General features: G+C 61.2%; 17 protein-coding genes. 12 read left to right on the top strand and 5 right to left on the bottom strand.

The features are described from left to right. Positions 1-50: 50 nt before the first annotated feature. Positions 51-2,609, bottom strand: coding sequence for a peptidoglycan glycosyltransferase/peptidoglycan DD-transpeptidase MrcA (gene mrcA, locus N6G83_RS36700; RefSeq protein WP_049294950.1), 2,559 nt, complete (start codon positions 2,607-2,609; stop codon positions 51-53). Positions 2,610-2,730: 121 nt separating this feature from the next. Here mrcA and pilM point away from each other — a divergent pair, with 121 nt between their 5' ends. The 12 genes from pilM (at position 2,731) to trpS (ending at position 12,760) form a co-directional block, all read left to right on the top strand. Then, positions 2,731-3,564 carry a type IV pilus biogenesis protein PilM gene (gene pilM / locus N6G83_RS36695; protein WP_060435129.1) on the top strand — a complete coding sequence of 278 codons (834 nt, stop codon included), beginning with the start codon at positions 2,731-2,733 and terminating at the stop codon, positions 3,562-3,564. Beyond that, a complete protein-coding gene (locus N6G83_RS36690) occupies positions 3,564-4,103 on the top strand; it encodes a PilN domain-containing protein (protein ID WP_260516208.1) in 540 nt (179 codons plus the stop codon). Before pilM ends, N6G83_RS36690 begins: the two co-directional genes overlap by 1 nt. Beyond that, on the top strand, positions 4,096-4,590 hold the full coding sequence (locus tag N6G83_RS36685) for a hypothetical protein (RefSeq protein ID WP_025304541.1): 495 nt from the start codon (positions 4,096-4,098) through the stop codon (positions 4,588-4,590). Before N6G83_RS36690 ends, N6G83_RS36685 begins: the two co-directional genes overlap by 8 nt. Beyond that, positions 4,583-4,945 (top strand): HofP DNA utilization family protein, encoded by a 363-nt coding sequence (locus N6G83_RS36680; RefSeq protein WP_025304540.1) that lies wholly within the window; start codon positions 4,583-4,585, stop codon positions 4,943-4,945. The genes N6G83_RS36685 and N6G83_RS36680 overlap by 8 nt, the downstream gene beginning before the upstream one ends. Further along, entirely contained in the window at positions 4,942-6,186 is a 1,245-nt protein-coding gene (hofQ, locus tag N6G83_RS36675; RefSeq protein ID WP_049294948.1) for a DNA uptake porin HofQ, read from the top strand. Before N6G83_RS36680 ends, hofQ begins: the two co-directional genes overlap by 4 nt. Positions 6,187-6,535: 349 nt before the next feature. Further along, positions 6,536-7,057 (top strand): shikimate kinase AroK, encoded by a 522-nt coding sequence (gene aroK / locus N6G83_RS36670; RefSeq protein ID WP_004391482.1) that lies wholly within the window; start codon positions 6,536-6,538, stop codon positions 7,055-7,057. A 106-nt stretch (positions 7,058-7,163) separates the two neighbouring features. Then, the gene (gene aroB / locus N6G83_RS36665; protein ID WP_025304538.1) at positions 7,164-8,264 is read left to right on the top strand and encodes a 3-dehydroquinate synthase; all 1,101 of its coding nucleotides are present in this window, start codon (positions 7,164-7,166) and stop codon (positions 8,262-8,264) included. A 156-nt stretch (positions 8,265-8,420) separates the two neighbouring features. After that, positions 8,421-9,434, top strand: coding sequence for an SPOR domain-containing protein (locus N6G83_RS36660; protein WP_049206049.1), 1,014 nt, complete (start codon positions 8,421-8,423; stop codon positions 9,432-9,434). A gap of 84 nt (positions 9,435-9,518) precedes the next feature. After that, positions 9,519-10,331 (top strand): adenine-specific DNA-methyltransferase, encoded by an 813-nt coding sequence (gene dam / locus N6G83_RS36655; protein WP_025304536.1) that lies wholly within the window; start codon positions 9,519-9,521, stop codon positions 10,329-10,331. Positions 10,332-10,381: 50 nt separating this feature from the next. Next, complete coding sequence (gene rpe / locus N6G83_RS36650) at positions 10,382-11,059, top strand: ribulose-phosphate 3-epimerase (RefSeq protein ID WP_004930320.1); 678 nt, start codon at positions 10,382-10,384, stop codon at positions 11,057-11,059. Next, positions 11,052-11,750, top strand: coding sequence for a phosphoglycolate phosphatase (locus N6G83_RS36645; protein WP_043138894.1), 699 nt, complete (start codon positions 11,052-11,054; stop codon positions 11,748-11,750). The genes rpe and N6G83_RS36645 overlap by 8 nt, the downstream gene beginning before the upstream one ends. Positions 11,751-11,752: 2 nt before the next feature. After that, on the top strand, positions 11,753-12,760 hold the full coding sequence (gene trpS / locus N6G83_RS36640; protein WP_025304534.1) for a tryptophan--tRNA ligase: 1,008 nt from the start codon (positions 11,753-11,755) through the stop codon (positions 12,758-12,760). A gap of 51 nt (positions 12,761-12,811) precedes the next feature. On the opposite strand, the gene cysG is transcribed toward trpS, so the two are convergent. From cysG to nirB, 4 genes are read right to left on the bottom strand one after another with little or no spacing between them, the layout of a single operon-like run. Beyond that, on the bottom strand, positions 12,812-14,215 hold the full coding sequence (cysG, locus tag N6G83_RS36635) for a siroheme synthase CysG (protein WP_142591547.1): 1,404 nt from the start codon (positions 14,213-14,215) through the stop codon (positions 12,812-12,814). A 50-nt stretch (positions 14,216-14,265) separates the two neighbouring features. Then, positions 14,266-15,066: a nitrite transporter NirC gene (nirC, locus tag N6G83_RS36630; protein ID WP_043138885.1), complete on the bottom strand. Its 801-nt coding sequence runs from the start codon at positions 15,064-15,066 to the stop codon at positions 14,266-14,268. Between the two features lie 16 nt (positions 15,067-15,082). Continuing rightward, a complete protein-coding gene (gene nirD / locus N6G83_RS36625) occupies positions 15,083-15,409 on the bottom strand; it encodes a nitrite reductase small subunit NirD (RefSeq protein WP_038878129.1) in 327 nt (108 codons plus the stop codon). Then, positions 15,406-17,955, bottom strand: coding sequence for a nitrite reductase large subunit NirB (gene nirB / locus N6G83_RS36620; RefSeq protein WP_169541280.1), 2,550 nt, complete (start codon positions 17,953-17,955; stop codon positions 15,406-15,408). The genes nirD and nirB overlap by 4 nt, the downstream gene beginning before the upstream one ends. Positions 17,956-18,190: the final 235 nt, after the last annotated feature.

Raw genomic sequence — 18,190 nt, 5'->3', positions numbered from 1 at the left:
ACGCTTCGCGCCGAATAAAAAAAGGGCCAGATTTCTCTGGCCCTTTTCGATCAGAACAGCTCGTGGCTTTCACCGCCCGGATCGGTCAATGTGGTGCCGGTATCGCGCGATGGGTAGTCCGTCGGCTGCGTCCCTTCGATAAAGTACTCGGAACGGCTGCCACCGCCACCGCCGGAGAGCTTGCCGCTGCTTTTGTCGATGGTGACGCTGATGATGCCTGGCGGCGGCGTGACTTTCTGCTCCGGAATGCCTTCCAGCGCGGTCTTCATGAAGTCGTCCCACGCCGGCTGGGCGCTCTTGGCTCCGCCTTCACCGCCGGAAATCTGATCCGGGATAGCGCCGGATACCGTCGAACGGCCCAGATCGCGGCGGTGATCGTCGAAACCGATCCACACCGACGTCACGGTATCCGGGCCATAGCCGGAGAACCAGGCGTCTTTGGAACTGTTGGTGGTACCGGTTTTGCCGCCGATATCATGACGTTTCAGATCGCGCCCGGCACGCCAGGCAGTGCCCATCCAACCCGGTTCGCCGAAGATGTTGCTGTTCAGCGCATCGTGGATCAGGAAGGCCAGCGGCGTGCTGATCACGTGCGGCGCATACTGTTGGTCACCGTCCTGCTGCACCTGAGCCGGGGTAACCTGCTCCAGCTGCGGCATCGGCACCGTGCTGTTGCTGCCTTCCTGCGAGGTGGCGACGTTTTCGATGTTGTCGTCGGACAGCACCGCCGAACGGTGGGTGTCGCCGTAGATCACCGGCAGGTTGCAGCTGCTGCACACCACTTTCGGTTTAGCTTCGAACACCGTATTGCCGTTGTCGTCTTCAATCTTGGTGATGAAGTACGGGTCAACCAGGTAACCGCCGTTCGCCAGCACCGCGTAGCCGCGTACCAGCTGCATCGGGGTGAAGGAGGCGGAACCTAGCGCCAGCGATTCGGTATGCACGATGTTCTGTGCCGGGAAGCCGAAGCGCTGCAGATATTCCGCCGCGTAGTCGACGCCCATCGCACGCATTGCGCGCACCATCACCACGTTCTTCGATTGCCCCAGCCCCTGCCGCAGGCGAATCGGGCCGTCGTAGGTCGGCGGTGAGTTCTTCGGCCGCCAGTCGGTGCCGGCGCCGGCATCCCAGCGGGTGATCGGCAAATCGTTCAGGATGGTGGCCAGCGTCAGGCCTTTATCCATCGCGGCGGTGTACAGGAACGGTTTGATGTTTGACCCCACCTGACGCAGGGCCTGCGTCACGCGGTTGAACTTGCTCTGGTTGAAGTCGAAGCCGCCGACCAGCGCTTTCACCGCGCCGTCGTTCGGGTTGATCGAGACCAGCGCCGAGTTGACGTCCGGCACCTGCGACAGCCACCAGGCGTCGTTCACTTTACGCACCCATACCTGCTGACCTGTCTGCACCACGTCAGTGACGCGTTTCGGCGTTGGGCCTTGCTGAGTGTCTGAACGGTACGGCCGCGCCCAGCGCATGGTGGCCATCGGCAGGGCAATGCTGCTGCCATCGGCCAGCATCGCCGTCGCTTCCTGCGGGTTAGCAGCGGTGATGACCGCCGGCGCCAGTGGGCCGTAGCTCGGCAAGTTTTTCAGCGAGTCGACAATCTGTTTGCGATCCCAGGCCGCTTCGCCGACTTTCCACAACACGTTGGATGGGCCGCGGTAGCCGTGGCGCATGTCATAGGCCAGCACGTTGTTGCGTACCGACTCCTGCGCCGCCAGCTGCAGCCGTTTGGTGACGGTGGTGTAAACCTTGTAACCGTCGGTATAGGCGTTTTCACCGTAGCGCTTGATCATCTCCTGACGCACCATCTCGGAGAGATACGGCGCGGAGAAGCTGATTTCCGGCGCATGGTAGTTGGCGACCAGATCTTCGGCGCGCGCCTGATCGTACTGCGCCTGCGTGATGTAATGCTCGTCCAGCATGCGCGACAGCACCACGTTGCGGCGGGCAACGGCGCGATCGTGCGAATAGAGCGGGTTGAAGGTAGACGGGGCTTTCGGCAGGCCGGCGATGGTCGCCATCTCGCTCAGGGTGAGCTGGCTGACGTCTTTGCCGAAATAGACCTGTGCGGCGGCGCCCACGCCGTAGGCGCGGTAACCCAGATAGATCTTGTTCAGATACAGCTCAAGGATTTCATCCTTGGTGAGCATCTGCTCGATGCGTACCGCCAGGAAAGCTTCCTTGATTTTACGCATCAGGGTGCGTTCCGGGCTTAAGAAGAAGTTACGCGCCAGCTGTTGGGTAATGGTACTGGCCCCCTGCGAAGCGTGGCCGGAGACCAGCGCGATTGAGGCGGCGCGGAAGATGCCGACCGGATCGACGCCATGGTGATCATAGAAGCGGCTGTCTTCGGTGGCGATAAATGCGTGCACCATCACCGGCGGAATTTGTTCCAGTTTCAGCGGAATGCGGCGCTTCTCACCGTATTGGGCGATCAGTTCGCCATCGGCGCTGTAAACCTGCATCGGTATCTGCAGCCGTACGTCTTTCAGCGTTGCGACGTCGGGCAGCTGCGGCTCGACATATTTGTACAAGCCGAAAATCGAGGCTGCTCCCAGCACGATGCAACATACTGCAAGGATTAGTAAATACTTTACGAACTTCACCTGAGATTTCCCATTTCTAAGTCATTTGGGCAGTTTATAAACAACCGCGCGGTAGTATAAAGGCAAGCCTGCGACATGGATATGTTCTTTTATCATCTGATGTTATGGAGGCTTGCGAAACATGTTCCCTCAAGCATGGCAGGTGGGGCTGGATATACAAATCGACTGCGTGCGCGCGGTGGCGGCCCAACGCCGCCGCAATGGCTGGCAGTTGCGCCACTGGTGGCAGCAGGCGCTGCCGCAGGCGGTTTTACGCGATGGCTGCCTGGAACCTTCCGAATTCCTGATCCGGGCGCTGCGGCAATGGCGCGTTCAACTGCCGCGACATATTTCCTTACGCATTGCTCTGCCGGCGCAGCGCGTGTTGCAGCAGCGCATGGCGCAGCCGGACGCGCGGCTGCGCGAGCCGGAACGCAGCGACTATATCGGTGGCCACGGTTTGAAGCAGTTTCCGCTCGATGGCCAGACGCTGGCGCTCGACTATCGCACCGCGCCGGCGGATGAGGCGGCGCTGTTGCTGACCGCCGCGCGGCGGCAGGAGCTGCAGCAGTGGCTGCATTGTTTGCGTCAGGCTGGCCTGCATCCGCAAGCGGTCGATATCACCCCTTGTGCGCTGCGGATGATGGCGACGGCGGCAGGCGTACCGCCCGCTGCGGGGCTGATGCACCGTCTCGAACGAGAATGGCTGTGGGTGGCGCCGGCTGACGGCGCGTTCGCCTTTGGTCTGGCGCCGGGTGACGATGACGCGCAGGCGCTGCGGGCGCTGCAAGCCCAGATGCCGGCGGGCGACGATCGGCCGGTCTATGCCGGCAGCGTGCTGGCAGGTGCCTTGCCCGCCGGTTGCCTTGCCTGGTCGCCGCTCAGCGCCTTCACGCAGTTGCGCCCACCGTTGCCTGCGCATCCTGCGGCGTTCGCATTGGCCGGTGGTCTGGCGCTGCGCGAGGAGGATCGCTGATGTATCAGGTCAACTTTCTGCCCTGGCGACAGTGCCGCGATCGGCGGCGCGGCTGTTTCTGGCTGGGTGCGCTGCTGTTGCAGGTAACGCTACTGCTGCTGGCGCTGTTTCTGGTTGCCGGCCAACTGCGTCACCAACAGGCGCAGCGGCAGGTGCGGCTAACGATGCTGGGTGAAGAGCTGGCGGCCTTGACGTTGCTCGCCCATCAGCAGCAGCAAGAGCGGGCGCAGCGAGCGCTGCACAGCGCCCGCGCCGAACGGCAGGCGCGCAACGGCCAACATAACCGGCGTTATTTGCAGTTGCTTCAGCAATTGTCCTTCAGCATTCCTCCACCGCTGTGGCTCACGGCGCTGGACAGCGATGCGACGAACGGTCTGCGGCTGCGTGGATTGAGCCGCTCTCCTGCGGCCATCACGCAGTTCGAACGGCGGCTGGCGGGGATGCCTGCGTTGCCACGGCTGCGTTTGGCTGAGGTAACGCAACGGGACGACGGTCTGTATTCCTTTCATCTGGCGGCGCAGTGGGGGCGTGATGGATAGCCGTTTGTCATCCGGGCTGCGCTTTTGGCTGAACTTGCCGGGCTGGCTATTGCTGGTGGCGCAAGGGCTGGGCATCGGCACGCTGGCGCTGTTGGGCGGCGGTTGGCTGCTGCAAGACGAATGGCGTCAGCGGGAAAACGCGGCGGAGCGGCAACAGCGCCTGTTGCAACAGATTTCCATGGTACAGCACCAACTGGACGAGGCGCCGGAAGCCCCTATGCCGCCAACGCCGATCGGTCCGACCACCGCCGGCGATCTGGCGAACGTGCTGCAACAAGCGGGGGGCGCCTTGTTGCGCTGGCAGCGGCAGGAAAAACCGCTGCGGCAAACGCTGAGTTTGCGCATTGATTATGCCGGTTTGTTGGCGCTGTTGGAGGCGCTGCCCGCCGATTTGCGTCTCGAACAATTGAGCGTGGAAACGGCGCCGCAGGGCATGACGGCGCGGTTGGTGTTGCAGGATGCCGCCGAGGAGCAGGCCGATGAGTAAAAGACCGGGCCGTTGGTGGTGGCTGCTATGGCCGTGGGCCTTGTGTGCAGAACCGCGCGATCCGTTTGCGCCGCCTCCGCTGCCTGTTTGTGCCCATCAGGAGGCATCGCCGGCGGGTTGGCGACTGAAAGGCGTCATCGGGCAACCGCCGCTGCGCTATGGCTGGGTGGTGACACCGGCAGGGCAGTGGTTGCGCCTGCGGCCGCAGCAGTGGGTGCTGGACGAGCGTTGGCAGGTAGCGCAGGTGCGGGCGCGCAGCCTGACGTTAACGGCGCTGGCGGCCGAACCGGATTGTCCGGCGAGCCAGGGCGACATCTCGCTCATGATGGACAACAACAAGGATGGCAAACCATGAAAGGACTCGCTGGATTGGGCGTGGCGTTGTGGTGTCTGTCGCTCGGCATCGTCCAGGCGCAGGATAAACAGCAGGTTTCCCTGGAGTTCCAGGATGCGCCAGTGACGGTCATCCTGCAGGCGCTGGCGGATTATCGGCAGATGAACCTGATCGTCGCGCCCGGCGTAAGTGGCAATCTGACGCTGCGGCTGGAGAATGTGCCCTGGCCTCAGGCGCTGGCGCTGACCCTGCGTATGGGCAAGCTGACGATGACGCGGGAGGGGAGCGTGATGCTGGTCGCCCCGGAGCCGGACGCGCAGGAAAAAAAACAGCAGCGAGAAGCGCTGGCGCAGCGGCAGCCTTTGCACAGCTTGACCCTGACGTTACAAAACGGCGATGCGGCGGAGATTGCCGAAAGCCTCAATGCTCAACGCGGCGCCTTGCTCAGCGAGCGTGGCAGCGTGCTGGCGGATAAGCGCACCAATACGCTGTTACTGCGCGACACGGCGCCAATCCTGGCGCAGTTGAAAAAAAGGGTGACGGAAATGGACGCGCCGCTGGCACAGGTGCAGCTGGCGGCGCATATCGTGACCATCAACAGCGAAAGCCTGCGTGAACTTGGTGTGCGTTGGGGATTGGCGGCCGACGAAAAACCGACGCGGCCGCTGCGGCCGGGCAATCTCGGCGTTAATCTGCCGTTGGAGCGCAGCGCGGTGAGCGCCGGTTTCCATTTGGCGCGCATCAGCGGGCGTTTGCTGAGCCTCGAGCTGACGGCGCTGGAGCAGGAGAATCAGGTGGAGATCATCGCCAGCCCGCGTTTGCTGACGGCGCACCTGCAAACCGCCAGCATCAAACAGGGGACGGAGATCCCTTATGAAGTGTCGAGCGGCGCCAGCGGTGCGACCGCGATTGAGTTCAAAGAGGCGGTGCTGGGCATGGAGGTGACGCCGAAAGTGTTGCCGGACGGGCGCATCACGCTGACGTTGCACATCAGCCAAAATATGCCGGGGCGTGCCATCAGCCGCGGGGCGGGGGAGGCATTGACCATCGATAAACAGGAGATTAAGACGCAGATCACGGTGAAAAGCGGTGAAACCCTGGTGCTCGGCGGTATTTTTCAACGGCATAGCGGCAAGACGGCGGACAAGGTGCCGGGATTGGGAGATGCGCCACTGCTGGGGGGCTTGTTCCGGCAAAGTGGCGTACAACAGAAAAAACGCGAGCTGGTGATCTTCATTACGCCGACCTTGATTAAGGGATAAGCGGCTGCCTGTCGGCTGGGCGGCAAATCTCCTAAAGTTGATGAGCAGATACACTTTTTTATCCCCTTGGGGGGATCTGCGTTTGACGCTGCGGCCGATTTAGCTTACAAGGGTTACCGAATTGAGCACCGAGGTTTTTTGTTAGCGTCAAGACGCCGTTAAAAACATATGGTTTCCCTCCCGCGGCGTGGATTGCGATTTATTCGGTTGCCAAACTACCAAGAGTGTTGAGATAATTTTTCGTCTGATCTCGCACTATCGCTCATGAGGTTTCAGTTTAGGTCCCGCCGCTGATTTGATTGGCGGGGCGGGTTAACATTAACGAATTGTCTTAGTAATACCGAAAAACATGGCAGAGAAACGCAATATCTTTCTGGTTGGGCCTATGGGTGCCGGCAAAAGCACTATTGGCCGTCAGTTAGCTCAGCAACTCAATATGGAGTTCTTCGACTCCGATCAAGAAATTGAGCGACGTACCGGAGCTGACGTGGGCTGGGTATTCGACGTGGAAGGGGAAGAAGGTTTCCGCGATCGTGAAGAAAAAGTCATTAATGAACTGACGGAAAAACAAGGGATTGTGTTGGCGACCGGCGGCGGTTCGGTGAAGTCGCGCGAAACGCGCAACCGTCTGTCCGCGCGCGGCGTGGTGGTCTATCTGGAAACCACGATCGAGAAGCAGCTGGCTCGCACTCAGCGTGATAAAAAACGCCCGCTGCTGCAGGTTGATTCTCCGCCGCGTGAAGTGCTGGAAGCCTTGGCGAAAGAACGTAATCCGTTGTATGAAGAGATTGCCGATGTCACCATCCGCACCGACGATCAGAGCGCTAAAGTGGTTGCTAACCAGATCATCAACATGCTGGAAAGCAACTGATTGCCAATTTTCGCGTTCGCCGTCGGCCAATGCGAAAAACTGATTTGTGTTCCCCGCTGTTGCGGGGATCAACCACCGCCGCACCATACAGAGAACTGAGCGCGACATGGAGAGAATTACTGTAACGCTTGGGGAGCGCAGCTACCCGATTACCATTGCCGCCGGATTGTTTAACGATCCGGCTTCTTTTATGCCGTTAAAGGCGGGTGAGCAAGCGATGTTGGTCACCAACCAGACCCTGGCGCCGCTCTATCTCGAGCGTGTCCGGCAGGTGCTGGAGCAGAGCGGCGTCGTGGTGGATCAGGTGATTCTTCCCGATGGTGAGCAGTACAAATCTCTGGCGGTGTTGGAGCAGGTGTTTTCGGCGCTGCTCGAAAAACCGCACGGTCGCGATACCACGCTGATCGCCCTCGGTGGCGGCGTTGTCGGCGATTTGACCGGTTTTGCCGCCGCGTGTTACCAACGCGGCGTGCGCTTCATTCAGGTTCCCACCACGCTGTTGTCGCAGGTGGACTCCTCCGTAGGCGGCAAGACCGCCGTCAATCACCCGCTCGGCAAAAACATGATCGGCGCTTTCTATCAACCCGCTTCGGTGGTGGTTGATCTGGATTGCCTGAAAACGTTGCCGACGCGTGAACTCTCTTCCGGCCTGGCCGAAGTCATCAAATACGGGATCATCCTCGATCGCGAGTTCTTCGTCTGGTTGGAAAATAACATCGATGCGCTGATGGCGTTGGATATGCAGGCGTTGGCCTACTGTATCCGCCGCTGCTGCGAACTGAAGGCCGAGGTGGTGGCCGCCGACGAACGCGAAAGCGGTCTGCGCGCCCTGCTGAATCTGGGCCATACTTACGGTCATGCTATCGAAGCCGAGATGGGCTACGGCGTGTGGCTGCACGGTGAAGCGGTGGCTGCAGGCATGGTGATGGCGGCGGAAACCGCGCACCGTCTCGGCCAGTTCTCTGTTGAAGACATCGAACGTATCAAAGCGCTGCTGCTGCGCGCCGGCTTGCCGGTCTGCGGGCCGCAGGAAATGACGCCGGAATCCTATCTGCCGCACATGTTGCGTGACAAGAAAGTGCTGGCGGGTGAACTGCGTCTGGTGCTGCCGACCATGATCGGTGCGGCGGAAGTGCGCGGCGGCGTAGGGCATGAGCTGGTGCTGGCGTCGATCGCCGCCTGCTTGCCTGAGCAGCAGCGTAATTAAATCGGACTAAGTAACAGTGGCTTAGCCGCCATTTGCATCTATATTAATACAGTGAGCAGAGCACGACGGGTGTCGCTTTGCCATCATCGGGTTAATCTGCCCGTGCCACGGTAGGTCTACGGTGGTGGGCTTTTGCCTCTAGTTGGAGGGTTTCAGATGGACGAGTTTAAACCGGAAGACGATCTCAGACCTGATAGCAGCGATCGTCGTCCTACGCGTTCGCGCAAGCCGGCCGCCGCGCCGCGCTTCGCCGTTTCGCGCCAGCATTTGATGATTGGCATCGGCATTTTGGTGCTGTTGCTGCTGATTATCGGCATCGGTTCCGCCCTGAAGGCGCCAACCAAACATGAAGCGGCTCAGGAGAGCGGCGCGCAAAACGGCGCGGCCCGCGATATCAACCTGTCCGGTTCTTCGTCGCTGACCACCGCCAATAACGGCGTGCCGGGCGGCACGACGGATACCCACGATAACAACGGCGTGAGCGCGACTCAGCCGCAGCAACCGCAGAACGTCAGCGTTCCGCCGATCTCCGGCACACCGACCGAAGCGCAAACGCAGCCTCAGCAGGGCGGCGCGCAGCAGCGCGTCGATTTGCCGGGCAACATGGCGGATGCGCTGTCGCAGCAGCAGGGGCAGGTGGATGCCGCGACTCAAGGCATGACCGGCGCAGCGTCGACGCTGCCGACCGCACCGGCGACGGTGATGAGCGGCGCCGCGGCGCGCGAAGCGACGCGTCCTGTGCAGGGCACCGCACCGCAACAGCATAAAACGCCGGCGAAAACCGCCGCCACCAAACCGACCGCGACGCAGCATAAATCACCGACCACGGTGTATACGCCGCCGGCCAAGCCGTCTTCCACCGCGAAAGCGGGAGCGGTCGCCAGCAGCGGCAGTTCACTGCAGTCTGCGCCGGGCAGCCACTATACCTTGCAGCTGAGCAGCGCTTCGCGTTCCGACACGCTGAACGCCTACGCCAAACAGCAGAAGCTGCAGAACTACCTGGTGTACGCCACCAAGCGTGACGGCAAACCGTGGTACGTGCTGGTGAGCGGCAACTATGCGTCTTCTGCGGAAGCGAAGCGCGCCATTGCTTCGTTGCCGGCGGATGTGCAGGCGAAAAAACCGTGGGTCCGACCTGTACACCAAGTGCAGCAAGATCTTAAAAAATAAATCATTTAAATTTGTGCGCTGATGTGCTGTCTGAAACAGAGTACAATCCGCCGCTCTGAATTGTATAAGTAGCTAATTGACGGCATGAAGAAAAACCGCGCTTTTTTAAAATGGGCTGGTGGAAAATACCCGCTGGTAGATGAGATTCGTCGCCATCTGCCGGCGGGAGACTGCTTAATCGAGCCCTTCGTGGGTGCGGGATCCGTCTTTCTGAATACGGATTACGACGCCTACATTCTCGCCGACATCAATAGCGATCTTATCAACCTGTATAACATCGTTAAGCTGCGCACGGATGACTTCGTGCGCGATGCCCGCACGCTTTTCGCCGATGAATTCAATAACTCGGATCAGTTTTACCTGCTGCGAGAAGAGTTCAATACTAGCACCGAGCCTTACCGCCGGGCGCTGCTGTTCCTGTACCTGAACCGTCACTGCTATAACGGCCTGTGTCGCTATAACCTGCGCGGCGAGTTCAACGTGCCGTTTGGCCGGTACAAGAAACCGTACTTCCCGGAAGAAGAGCTCTACTGGTTTGCCGAAAAATCGCGCAATGCCACTTTTGTCTGCGAGCATTACCGCGATACCATGGCGAAGGCCGTGGCCGGTGCCGTGGTGTATTGCGATCCGCCTTATGCGCCGCTGTCGGCGACGGCGAATTTCACCGCTTACCACACCAACAGCTTCAGCATCGCCGATCAGCAGAGCCTGGCGCAACTGGCGCACCAGCTCTCGGTAGAGAGCCAGGTACCGGTATTGATCTCCAATCACGATACCGAGCTGACGCGCGACTGGTACCAGAATGCTGCGCTGTATGTGGTGAAAGCGCGCCGCACAATCAGCCGCAACATTCTCGGCCGCAGCAAAGTGAACGAGCTTTTGGCGCTGTATCGCTAAGCCGGGGCACCCCGGCGCATAACAACTCGACCCTACGTTTGGAGAAGCGGATGAAAAAGTTTTTGATTGCCCCGTCCATTCTGTCGGCAGATTTTGCCCGGTTAGGTGAAGATACCGCTAACGTGCTGGCTGCAGGCGGCGACGTGGTGCACTTCGACGTGATGGATAACCACTACGTGCCCAATCTGACCATCGGTCCGATGGTGTGCGAAGCGCTGCGCAACTACGGCATTACTGCGCCGATTGACGTGCACCTGATGGTCAAGCCGGTGGACCGCATCGTGCCTGATTTCGCCAAGGCAGGCGCGTCTTATATCTCTTTCCACCCTGAAGCTTCCGAGCATGTCGATCGCACCATTCAGCTAATTAAAGAGCACGGCTGTAAAGCCGGCCTGGTGTTCAACCCGGCGACGCCGCTGAGCTACCTCGATTACGTGATGGATAAAATCGACGTGATCCTGCTGATGTCGGTCAACCCGGGCTTCGGCGGCCAATCGTTCATCCACGGTACTCTGGACAAGCTGCGCCAGGTGCGCAAATTGATCGACGACAGTGGTCGAGATATCCGCCTGGAAGTCGACGGCGGTGTGAAGGTGGATAACATCGCTGAAATCGCCGCCGCGGGCGCCGATATGTTCGTCGCCGGTTCCGCCATCTTTGGCCAGCCGGACTACCGCAAGGTGATCGACGAGATGCGCAGCGAGCTGGCGAAGGTTACCCATGGCTGATTTCGGCGCGATCCGCGCATTGGCCTTCGATCTGGACGGCACGCTGGTCGACAGCGCGCCGGGTCTGGCGGCGGCCATCGATATGGCGCTGGAAGAGACGGGCCTGCCGCAAGCGGGTGAGGAACGGGTCGGCACCTGGATCGGCAACGGCGCCGACGTGCTGGTGCAACGCGCGCTGCGCTGGGCGGAAGCGGAAGGCACGCCGGCGCAGTGCAGCCGGCTGCGTGAGCGTTTCGACCATTTCTACGCGCAGACCGTTGACAGCGGCAGCCGCCTGTTCCCGCAGGTGCAAGAGACGCTGGTCCGCCTGGCCGCACACGGTTACCCGATGGCGCTGGTGACTAACAAGCCGACGCCGTTCGTGGCGCCGCTGCTGGCATCGTTGGGCATTGGCGATTATTTCTCGCTGGTGATCGGCGGCGACGACGTGACGGAAAAGAAACCGCACCCGGCACCGCTGTACCTGGTGCTCGGCAAGCTTGGGCTGCGTGCGCATGAACTGCTGTTCGTTGGCGACTCGCGCAACGATATTCAAGCCGCACAGGGCGCCGGTTGCCCGAGCGTCGGCTTTACCTACGGTTATAACTACGGTGAATCGATCGCCCTGAGCCACCCCGATCGGGTGTTGGAGCGCTTCGCCGATTTGTTGCCCGCTCTTGGGCTGTCATCTTTAGAGAATCAGGAAATTTAAACATGAGTAAGCCCATCGTATTTAGCGGCGCGCAGCCGTCCGGCGAACTGACCATCGGCAACTACATGGGTGCGCTGCGTCAGTGGGTGCAGATGCAGGACGACTACGACTGCATCTACTGCATCGTCGATCTGCATGCCATCACCGTTCGCCAGGACGCCGAGAAGCTGCGCAAGGCCACGCTGGATACGCTGGCGCTGTACCTGGCCTGCGGTATCGATCCGGAAAAAAGCACCATCTTCGTGCAGTCGCACGTGCCTGAGCACACGCAGCTGAGCTGGGTGCTGAACTGCTACACCTATTTCGGCGAACTGAGCCGCATGACGCAGTTCAAGGACAAATCCGCGCGCTACGCCGAGAACATCAACGCTGGGCTGTTCAGCTATCCGGTGCTGATGGCGGCGGATATTCTGCTGTATCAAACCAACCAGGTGCCGGTGGGCGAAGACCAGAAACAGCACCTGGAGCTGAGCCGCGACGTGGGCCAGCGTTTCAACGCGCTGTACGGCGACGTGTTCAAAGTGCCGGAGCCGTTTATTCCTAAATCCGGCGCGCGCGTGATGTCGCTGCAGGAGCCGACCAAGAAGATGTCCAAGTCGGACGACAACCGCAACAACGTGATCGGCCTGCTGGAAGATCCGAAAGCGGTGACCAAGAAGATCAAACGCGCAATGACCGACTCGGAAGAGCCGCCTGTCGTGCGTTACGACGTGGTCAACAAGGCGGGCGTCTCCAACCTGTTGGATATTCTCGCCGGTGTGACCGGCAAGAGCATCGCGCAGCTGGAAGCCGAGTTCGAAGGCCAGATGTATGGCCACCTGAAAGGCGCGGTGGCGGAAGCCGTCTCCGGCATGCTGGGTGAGCTGCAGGAGCGCTATCACCGCTTCCGTAACGACGAAGCCTATCTGCAGCAGGTGATGCGCGACGGCGCCGCCAAGGCCCGCGCACGCGCGCAGGAAACCCTGGCGAAGGTCTATCAGGCCGTCGGTTTCGTACCGCCGCAGGCGTAACGTCGGTGCAAATAAAAAAAGCGGCCATAGGCCGCTTTTTTTACGTCGGTCTTACGCCATTTGCGCCAGGCTGGCAGGCGATTCTTCGCTGGCGAACCAATTGAGCTTGCTGCGCAGACTGACCACGCTGCCGACGATGATCAGGCTGGGGCTGGTGGCCTGAAGGGACAAGGCGCCCAGTTGGCCGAGCTCGCCTTCAATCACCCGCTGGCGGCAGGAGGTGCCGTTTTCTACCAGCGCCACCGGCGTGGTGGCCGCCAATCCATTCGCTATCAGCTGGCGCTGGATCTCCGCCGCTTGCGACAGCCCCATATAGAACACCAGCGTCTGTTGCCCGGCGGCCAGCGTCACCCAGTCCAATCCGCCGTCGGCCTTGGCGTGGCCGGTCACCAGGCGCACGCTCTGCGCATGGTCGCGGTGGGTAAGCGGGATACCGCTGTAGGCGGAACAGCCGGAGGCGGCGGTAATGCCCGGCACCACCGAGAACGGCACGTTGGCGTCCGCCAGCGTTTCCAGCTCTTCGCCGCCGCGGCCGAAGATAAAGGGATCGCCCCCTTTCAGGCGCACCACGCGTTTGCCTTGCTGCGCCTGCTGCAGCAGGATTTGATTGATCTGCTCCTGCGGCACGCAGTGGTGGCCGGCGCGTTTGCCGACGAAGATACGTTCGGCGTCGCGGCGCACCAGCGTCATGATCTCTTCGGAGACCAGCCGGTCGTAAACCACCACGTCGGCCTGCTGGATTTGTTGCAGCCCTTTCAGCGTAAGCAGGCCGGCATCGCCCGGCCCGGCGCCCACCAGCACCACTTCACCGCGATCTGCCGGCTGTTCGCTGAACAGCTGCTCGAGCTGGCGTTCAGCCAGCGCGGCGTCGTCGTTGGCCAGCGACTGCGCCAGCCGATCGTGAGCGAACAACCGTTCCCAGAAGCGCCGACGCGCGCCGAGGCTGCTGAAGCGTTGTTTTACCCGCTGCCGCAGCGAGCCGCCCAGTTGGGCCAGCTTGCCGAGGTGCTGTGGCAGCATCGCTTCCAGCTTCTCGCGCAGCAGCCGCGCCAACACCGGCGCTTTGCCGCCGGAGGACACCGCGACCATGATCGGCGAACGGTCGATAATCGACGGCATGATAAAGCTGGCGCGTTTCGGATCGTCCACCACGTTGCAGAACACCCGCTGCTGGTTGGCGCACTGATACACCCGTGCGTTGACCTCTAGCCGGTCGGTAGCGGCGATCACCAGCCATTTTTCCACCAGCAGGGCCGGGCTGAATTCGCCTTCGGCCAGCGTCAACCGGCCTTCTGCCGCCCACTGGCGGAACTGCGGGGTGAAGTCTACGGCGTTGACGGTCAGCGCCGCACCGGCGTCCAGCAGCAGGCGCGCCTTGCGTTCGGCGATCTCGCCGCCGCCGACCAGCAGGCAGGCTTTGTGTTGCAGTTGGCAGAAAATCGGCAGGTAGTCCATCGGCACTCCTCGGGGTAATCAATGTGGGGGCGAAATGCGCCCCCGAAAACTTAGGCGGTCTGACGTACGGCGGCTTTCGCCGCCTGCGGGCGTTCGGCGCGCGGCGTGGCGTACCAATACCCCAGACCCATTAGCACCGAGCCGGAGAGGATGTTGCCCAGCGTCACCCACAGCAGGTTGTGGCCGATGCCGGCGAGGGTGTAGGCCTCGCTGTGGTTGCCGAACCAGGAGAGGGCAAACAGCGTCATGTTGGCGACGGAGTGTTCGTAACCCGAGGCGATAAAGGCCAGCAGACACCACCAAATGGCGATGAACTTGGCGGCGCCTTCTACGCGGATCGCCATCCAGATCGCCAGGCAAACCAGCCAGTTGCACAGCACGCCCTTGAAGAACAGCACCTCGGCCGGCGCGGTGGTTTTTGCCAATGCGGCGCTGTGCACCAGACTGGTATCCACCGGCAGCAGGCTACCGCCGCCGTAGTAATACATCAGCGCCACCAGCACCGAGCCGAGCAGGTTGCCGAACCAGGTTTGCGGCAGCACTGCCCACATCTGGCTTTGGCGGATGGTGCCGGCCTTGACGCCGAGCGTCAGGAACATCGTATGGCCGGTGAACAGTTCGGAACCGGCGATGATCACCAGCGTCAGCGCGATGCCGAAGGTGGCGCCCATCACCAGCGGCCGCACGCTTGGGTCGGCCAGGTTGCCGAGGGTGAAGATCAGGATGATGCCGAGGCCGACGTAGGCGCCCGCCATCGCCGAGCTGATCCAGAAGCCGAGCGGGCTCTCCTTCGCCAGGCGGACGATGCGCGCCGCGTTGGCGGCGCATTTGTTGATCGTGTCGGTAAACATGTTGCCTCCCGAAAGGTTATGCCGCGACTTGCACGATGCCGTCGACCACCCGGCTGGTGAAGCTGGCGACGGAACGGCTGTCATCTTCCAGACAGTGGCCGTCGTACAGGCGGAAATGCTGTTTCTTCAGCGGGCTGGCGACCCACAGTTCGCCTTGATGCTCGGCGATCAGCCCGCGTGACAGCACGCTGGCCTGGGCGAACGGGTCGATATTGCTGATGGCGAACACCTGTTCGTCGGCATAGGGGCGGAACACCGCCACCTGCCGATCGCCGATCAGGGCGCACACGCCGGTGCCGGGCAGAATGTCGGCGACGGGACAAACGGTAATCCACTGGCTCATGCGTGGCTCTCCTCGGTATCGATCAGGGTGACGGGAATGCGCTCATCAGGGCGCGCCGGGCGGTGCTGGTCGCGTTCGGCCACTACCTGCACATTCGGATCGCGCAGCGGGCTGTTGATGAAGTGAGCGAAGCGAAGCTGCGTTTCCGGATGCTCGACGGTCTCTTTCCACTCGCAGACCACCGCGTCGCGCAGGCGGGCGATCTCCGCTTCCAACTGCTCGTTGATGCCGAGCTTATCGTCGACGATCACCTTGCGCAGGTAATCGATGCCACCTTCCAGGCTCTCCAGCCATACCGAGGTACGCTGCAGCTTATCGGCGGTGCGGATATAGAACATCATGAAGCGGTCGAGGTAGCGCACCAGGGTCTCGCGATCGAGATCGGCGGCCAGCAGGTCGGCGTGGCGCGGTTTCATGCCGCCGTTGCCGCAGACGTACAGGTTCCAGCCGTTCTCGGTGGCAATGATGCCGACGTCCTTGCCCTGCGCTTCGGCGCATTCGCGGGTGCAGCCCGAGACGCCGAACTTCATTTTGTGCGGGGTGCGGATGCCTTTGTAGCGATGTTCCAGCGTGACGCCGAAGCCGACGCTGTCGCCGACGCCGTAGCGGCACCAGGTGCTGCCGACGCAGGTTTTCGCCATGCGTAGCGCCTTGGCGTACGCGTGGCCGGTTTCAAAGCCGGCGGCGAGCAGCTTGCTCCAGATGGCCGGCAGATCGTCTTTCTGCGCCCCGAACATGCCGATACGCTGCGAGCCGGTCATTTTGGTGTAGAGGTTGTACTCCTTGGCGATCTGGCCGATGGCCAGCAGGCCGTCCGGGGTGATTTCGCCGCCGGCGGAGCGTGGGATCACCGAGTAGGTGCCGTCTTTTTGGATATTGCCGAGGAAGTTGTCGTTGGTATCCTGCAGCGGCGTATGCTGCGGCTTGAGGATGTACTCGTTCCAGCATGAGGCCAGCAGCGAGCCGACGGTCGGTTTACACACTTCGCAGCCGTAGCCTTTGCCGTATTTGGCCAGCAATGCCTCGAACGACTTGATGCCTTCGACGCGGATCAGGTGGAACAGCTCCTGGCGTGAATAGGCGAAGTGTTCGCACAGGTGGTGGTTGACCTCGATGCCTTGCTTGCTCAGCTCGGCGTTCAGTACCTGGGTGAGCAGCGGGATGCAGCCGCCGCAGCCGGTGCCGGCCTTGGTTTCGGCCTTCAGCGCCGCCACGGTGTGGCAGCCTTTGTTGACCGCCTGGATGATGTCACCTTTGCTGACGTCGAAGCAGGAGCAGATCTGCGCGCTTTCCGGCAGCGAGTCCACGCCGATGGCTGGTTTGCTGCCCGCATGGGCCGGCAGGATCAGGCCGTCCGGGTTCTCCGGCAGCTCGATGCCGTTCAACGCCAGCTGCAGCAGGTTGCCGTAGTCGCTGGTGTCGCCCACCAGCACTGCGCCGAGCAGGATTTTATTGTCGGCGCTGACCACGATGCGTTTGTAGACTTCTTTGCTTTCATCCAGATAAACGTAGCTGCGGGCGCCTTCGGTGCGGCCGTGTGCATCGCCGATGCCGCCGACGTCCACGCCCAGCAGCTTCAGCTTGGCGCTCATGTCGGCGCCCTGGAAGCCGTTTTCGCGGCCCAGCAGGCGATCGACGGCCACCTGCGCCATTTTGTACCCCGGGGCCACCAGACCGAAGGTGCGATCGCGCCAGGCGGCGCACTCACCGATGGCGTACACGTCCGGATCCGACGTCTGGCAGCTGTCGTTGATGGCGATGCCGCCGCGGCGGCCGATCTCCAGCCCGCACTGGCGCGCCAGCTTGTCCTGGGCGCGGATGCCGGTGGAGAACACGATGAAATCCACTTCCAGCAGGCTGCCGTCGGCGAAATGCATGGTTTTGCGCGCCGTGCCGCCGCCGTTGACGATCTCCTGGGTATTTTTGCCGGTGTGTACCTTGACGCCCATGCGCTCGATCTTACGGCGCAGCTGGTCACCGCCCATCGGGTCGAGCTGTTCGGCCATCAGCATCGGAGCGAACTCGATCACGTGCGTTTCCACCCCCAGGCTTTTCAGCGCGCCGGCGGCTTCCAGCCCCAACAGCCCGCCGCCGACCACCGCGCCGCGTTTGCTGCGGCGCGCGCAGGCTTCGATGGCATTCAGGTCTTCGATGGTGCGGTAAACGAAGCAGTCCTGGCTATCCGAGCCTTTAATCGGCGGGATCCACGGATAGGAACCGGTTGCCATGATTAGCTTGTCGTAATAGACGGTGCGGCCGGTGTTGGAGTGGATCACCTTCTCGTCACGATTGATGGTGATAGCGCGTTCGCCGACCAGTACCTTTACGCCGTGTTTTTCGTAAAAGCCTTCGCGCACCAGCGACAGCTCTTCGGCGGTGTGGTGAGAGAAGTAGGAAGAGAGGTGCACGCGATCGTAAGCGATACGCGGCTCTTCGCAAAATACGGTGATTTCGAACTGGTCTTTGTCTGCTTTATCCAACAGATCTTCGATGAACCGGTGGCCGACCATGCCATTGCCGACGACGGCAAGTTTGACTCTGCTCATTATTGCCTCAAAATTCTGGTTTCCTAGGGTTACCTTATCCCTCCCGATGAGCAATTTATTGATGCAAATCAATCACACTCCTATATACCTCCAATGTGGTATATAAATGATTTTTCACGTTTTTTGATAAGTTGCGGATTTTATTCATCTTTAGCTGAAGCGAGTCAGTTTGCAGGTAAATTACCCCGCAGGGAGTAAACGCAAGGGGTAGGCATGGCACGGCGACTTTGTCAGC

The organism is Serratia sp. PL7 (genome assembly GCF_945957435.1).
This window is presented reverse-complemented; position numbering and strand designations above follow the sequence as displayed.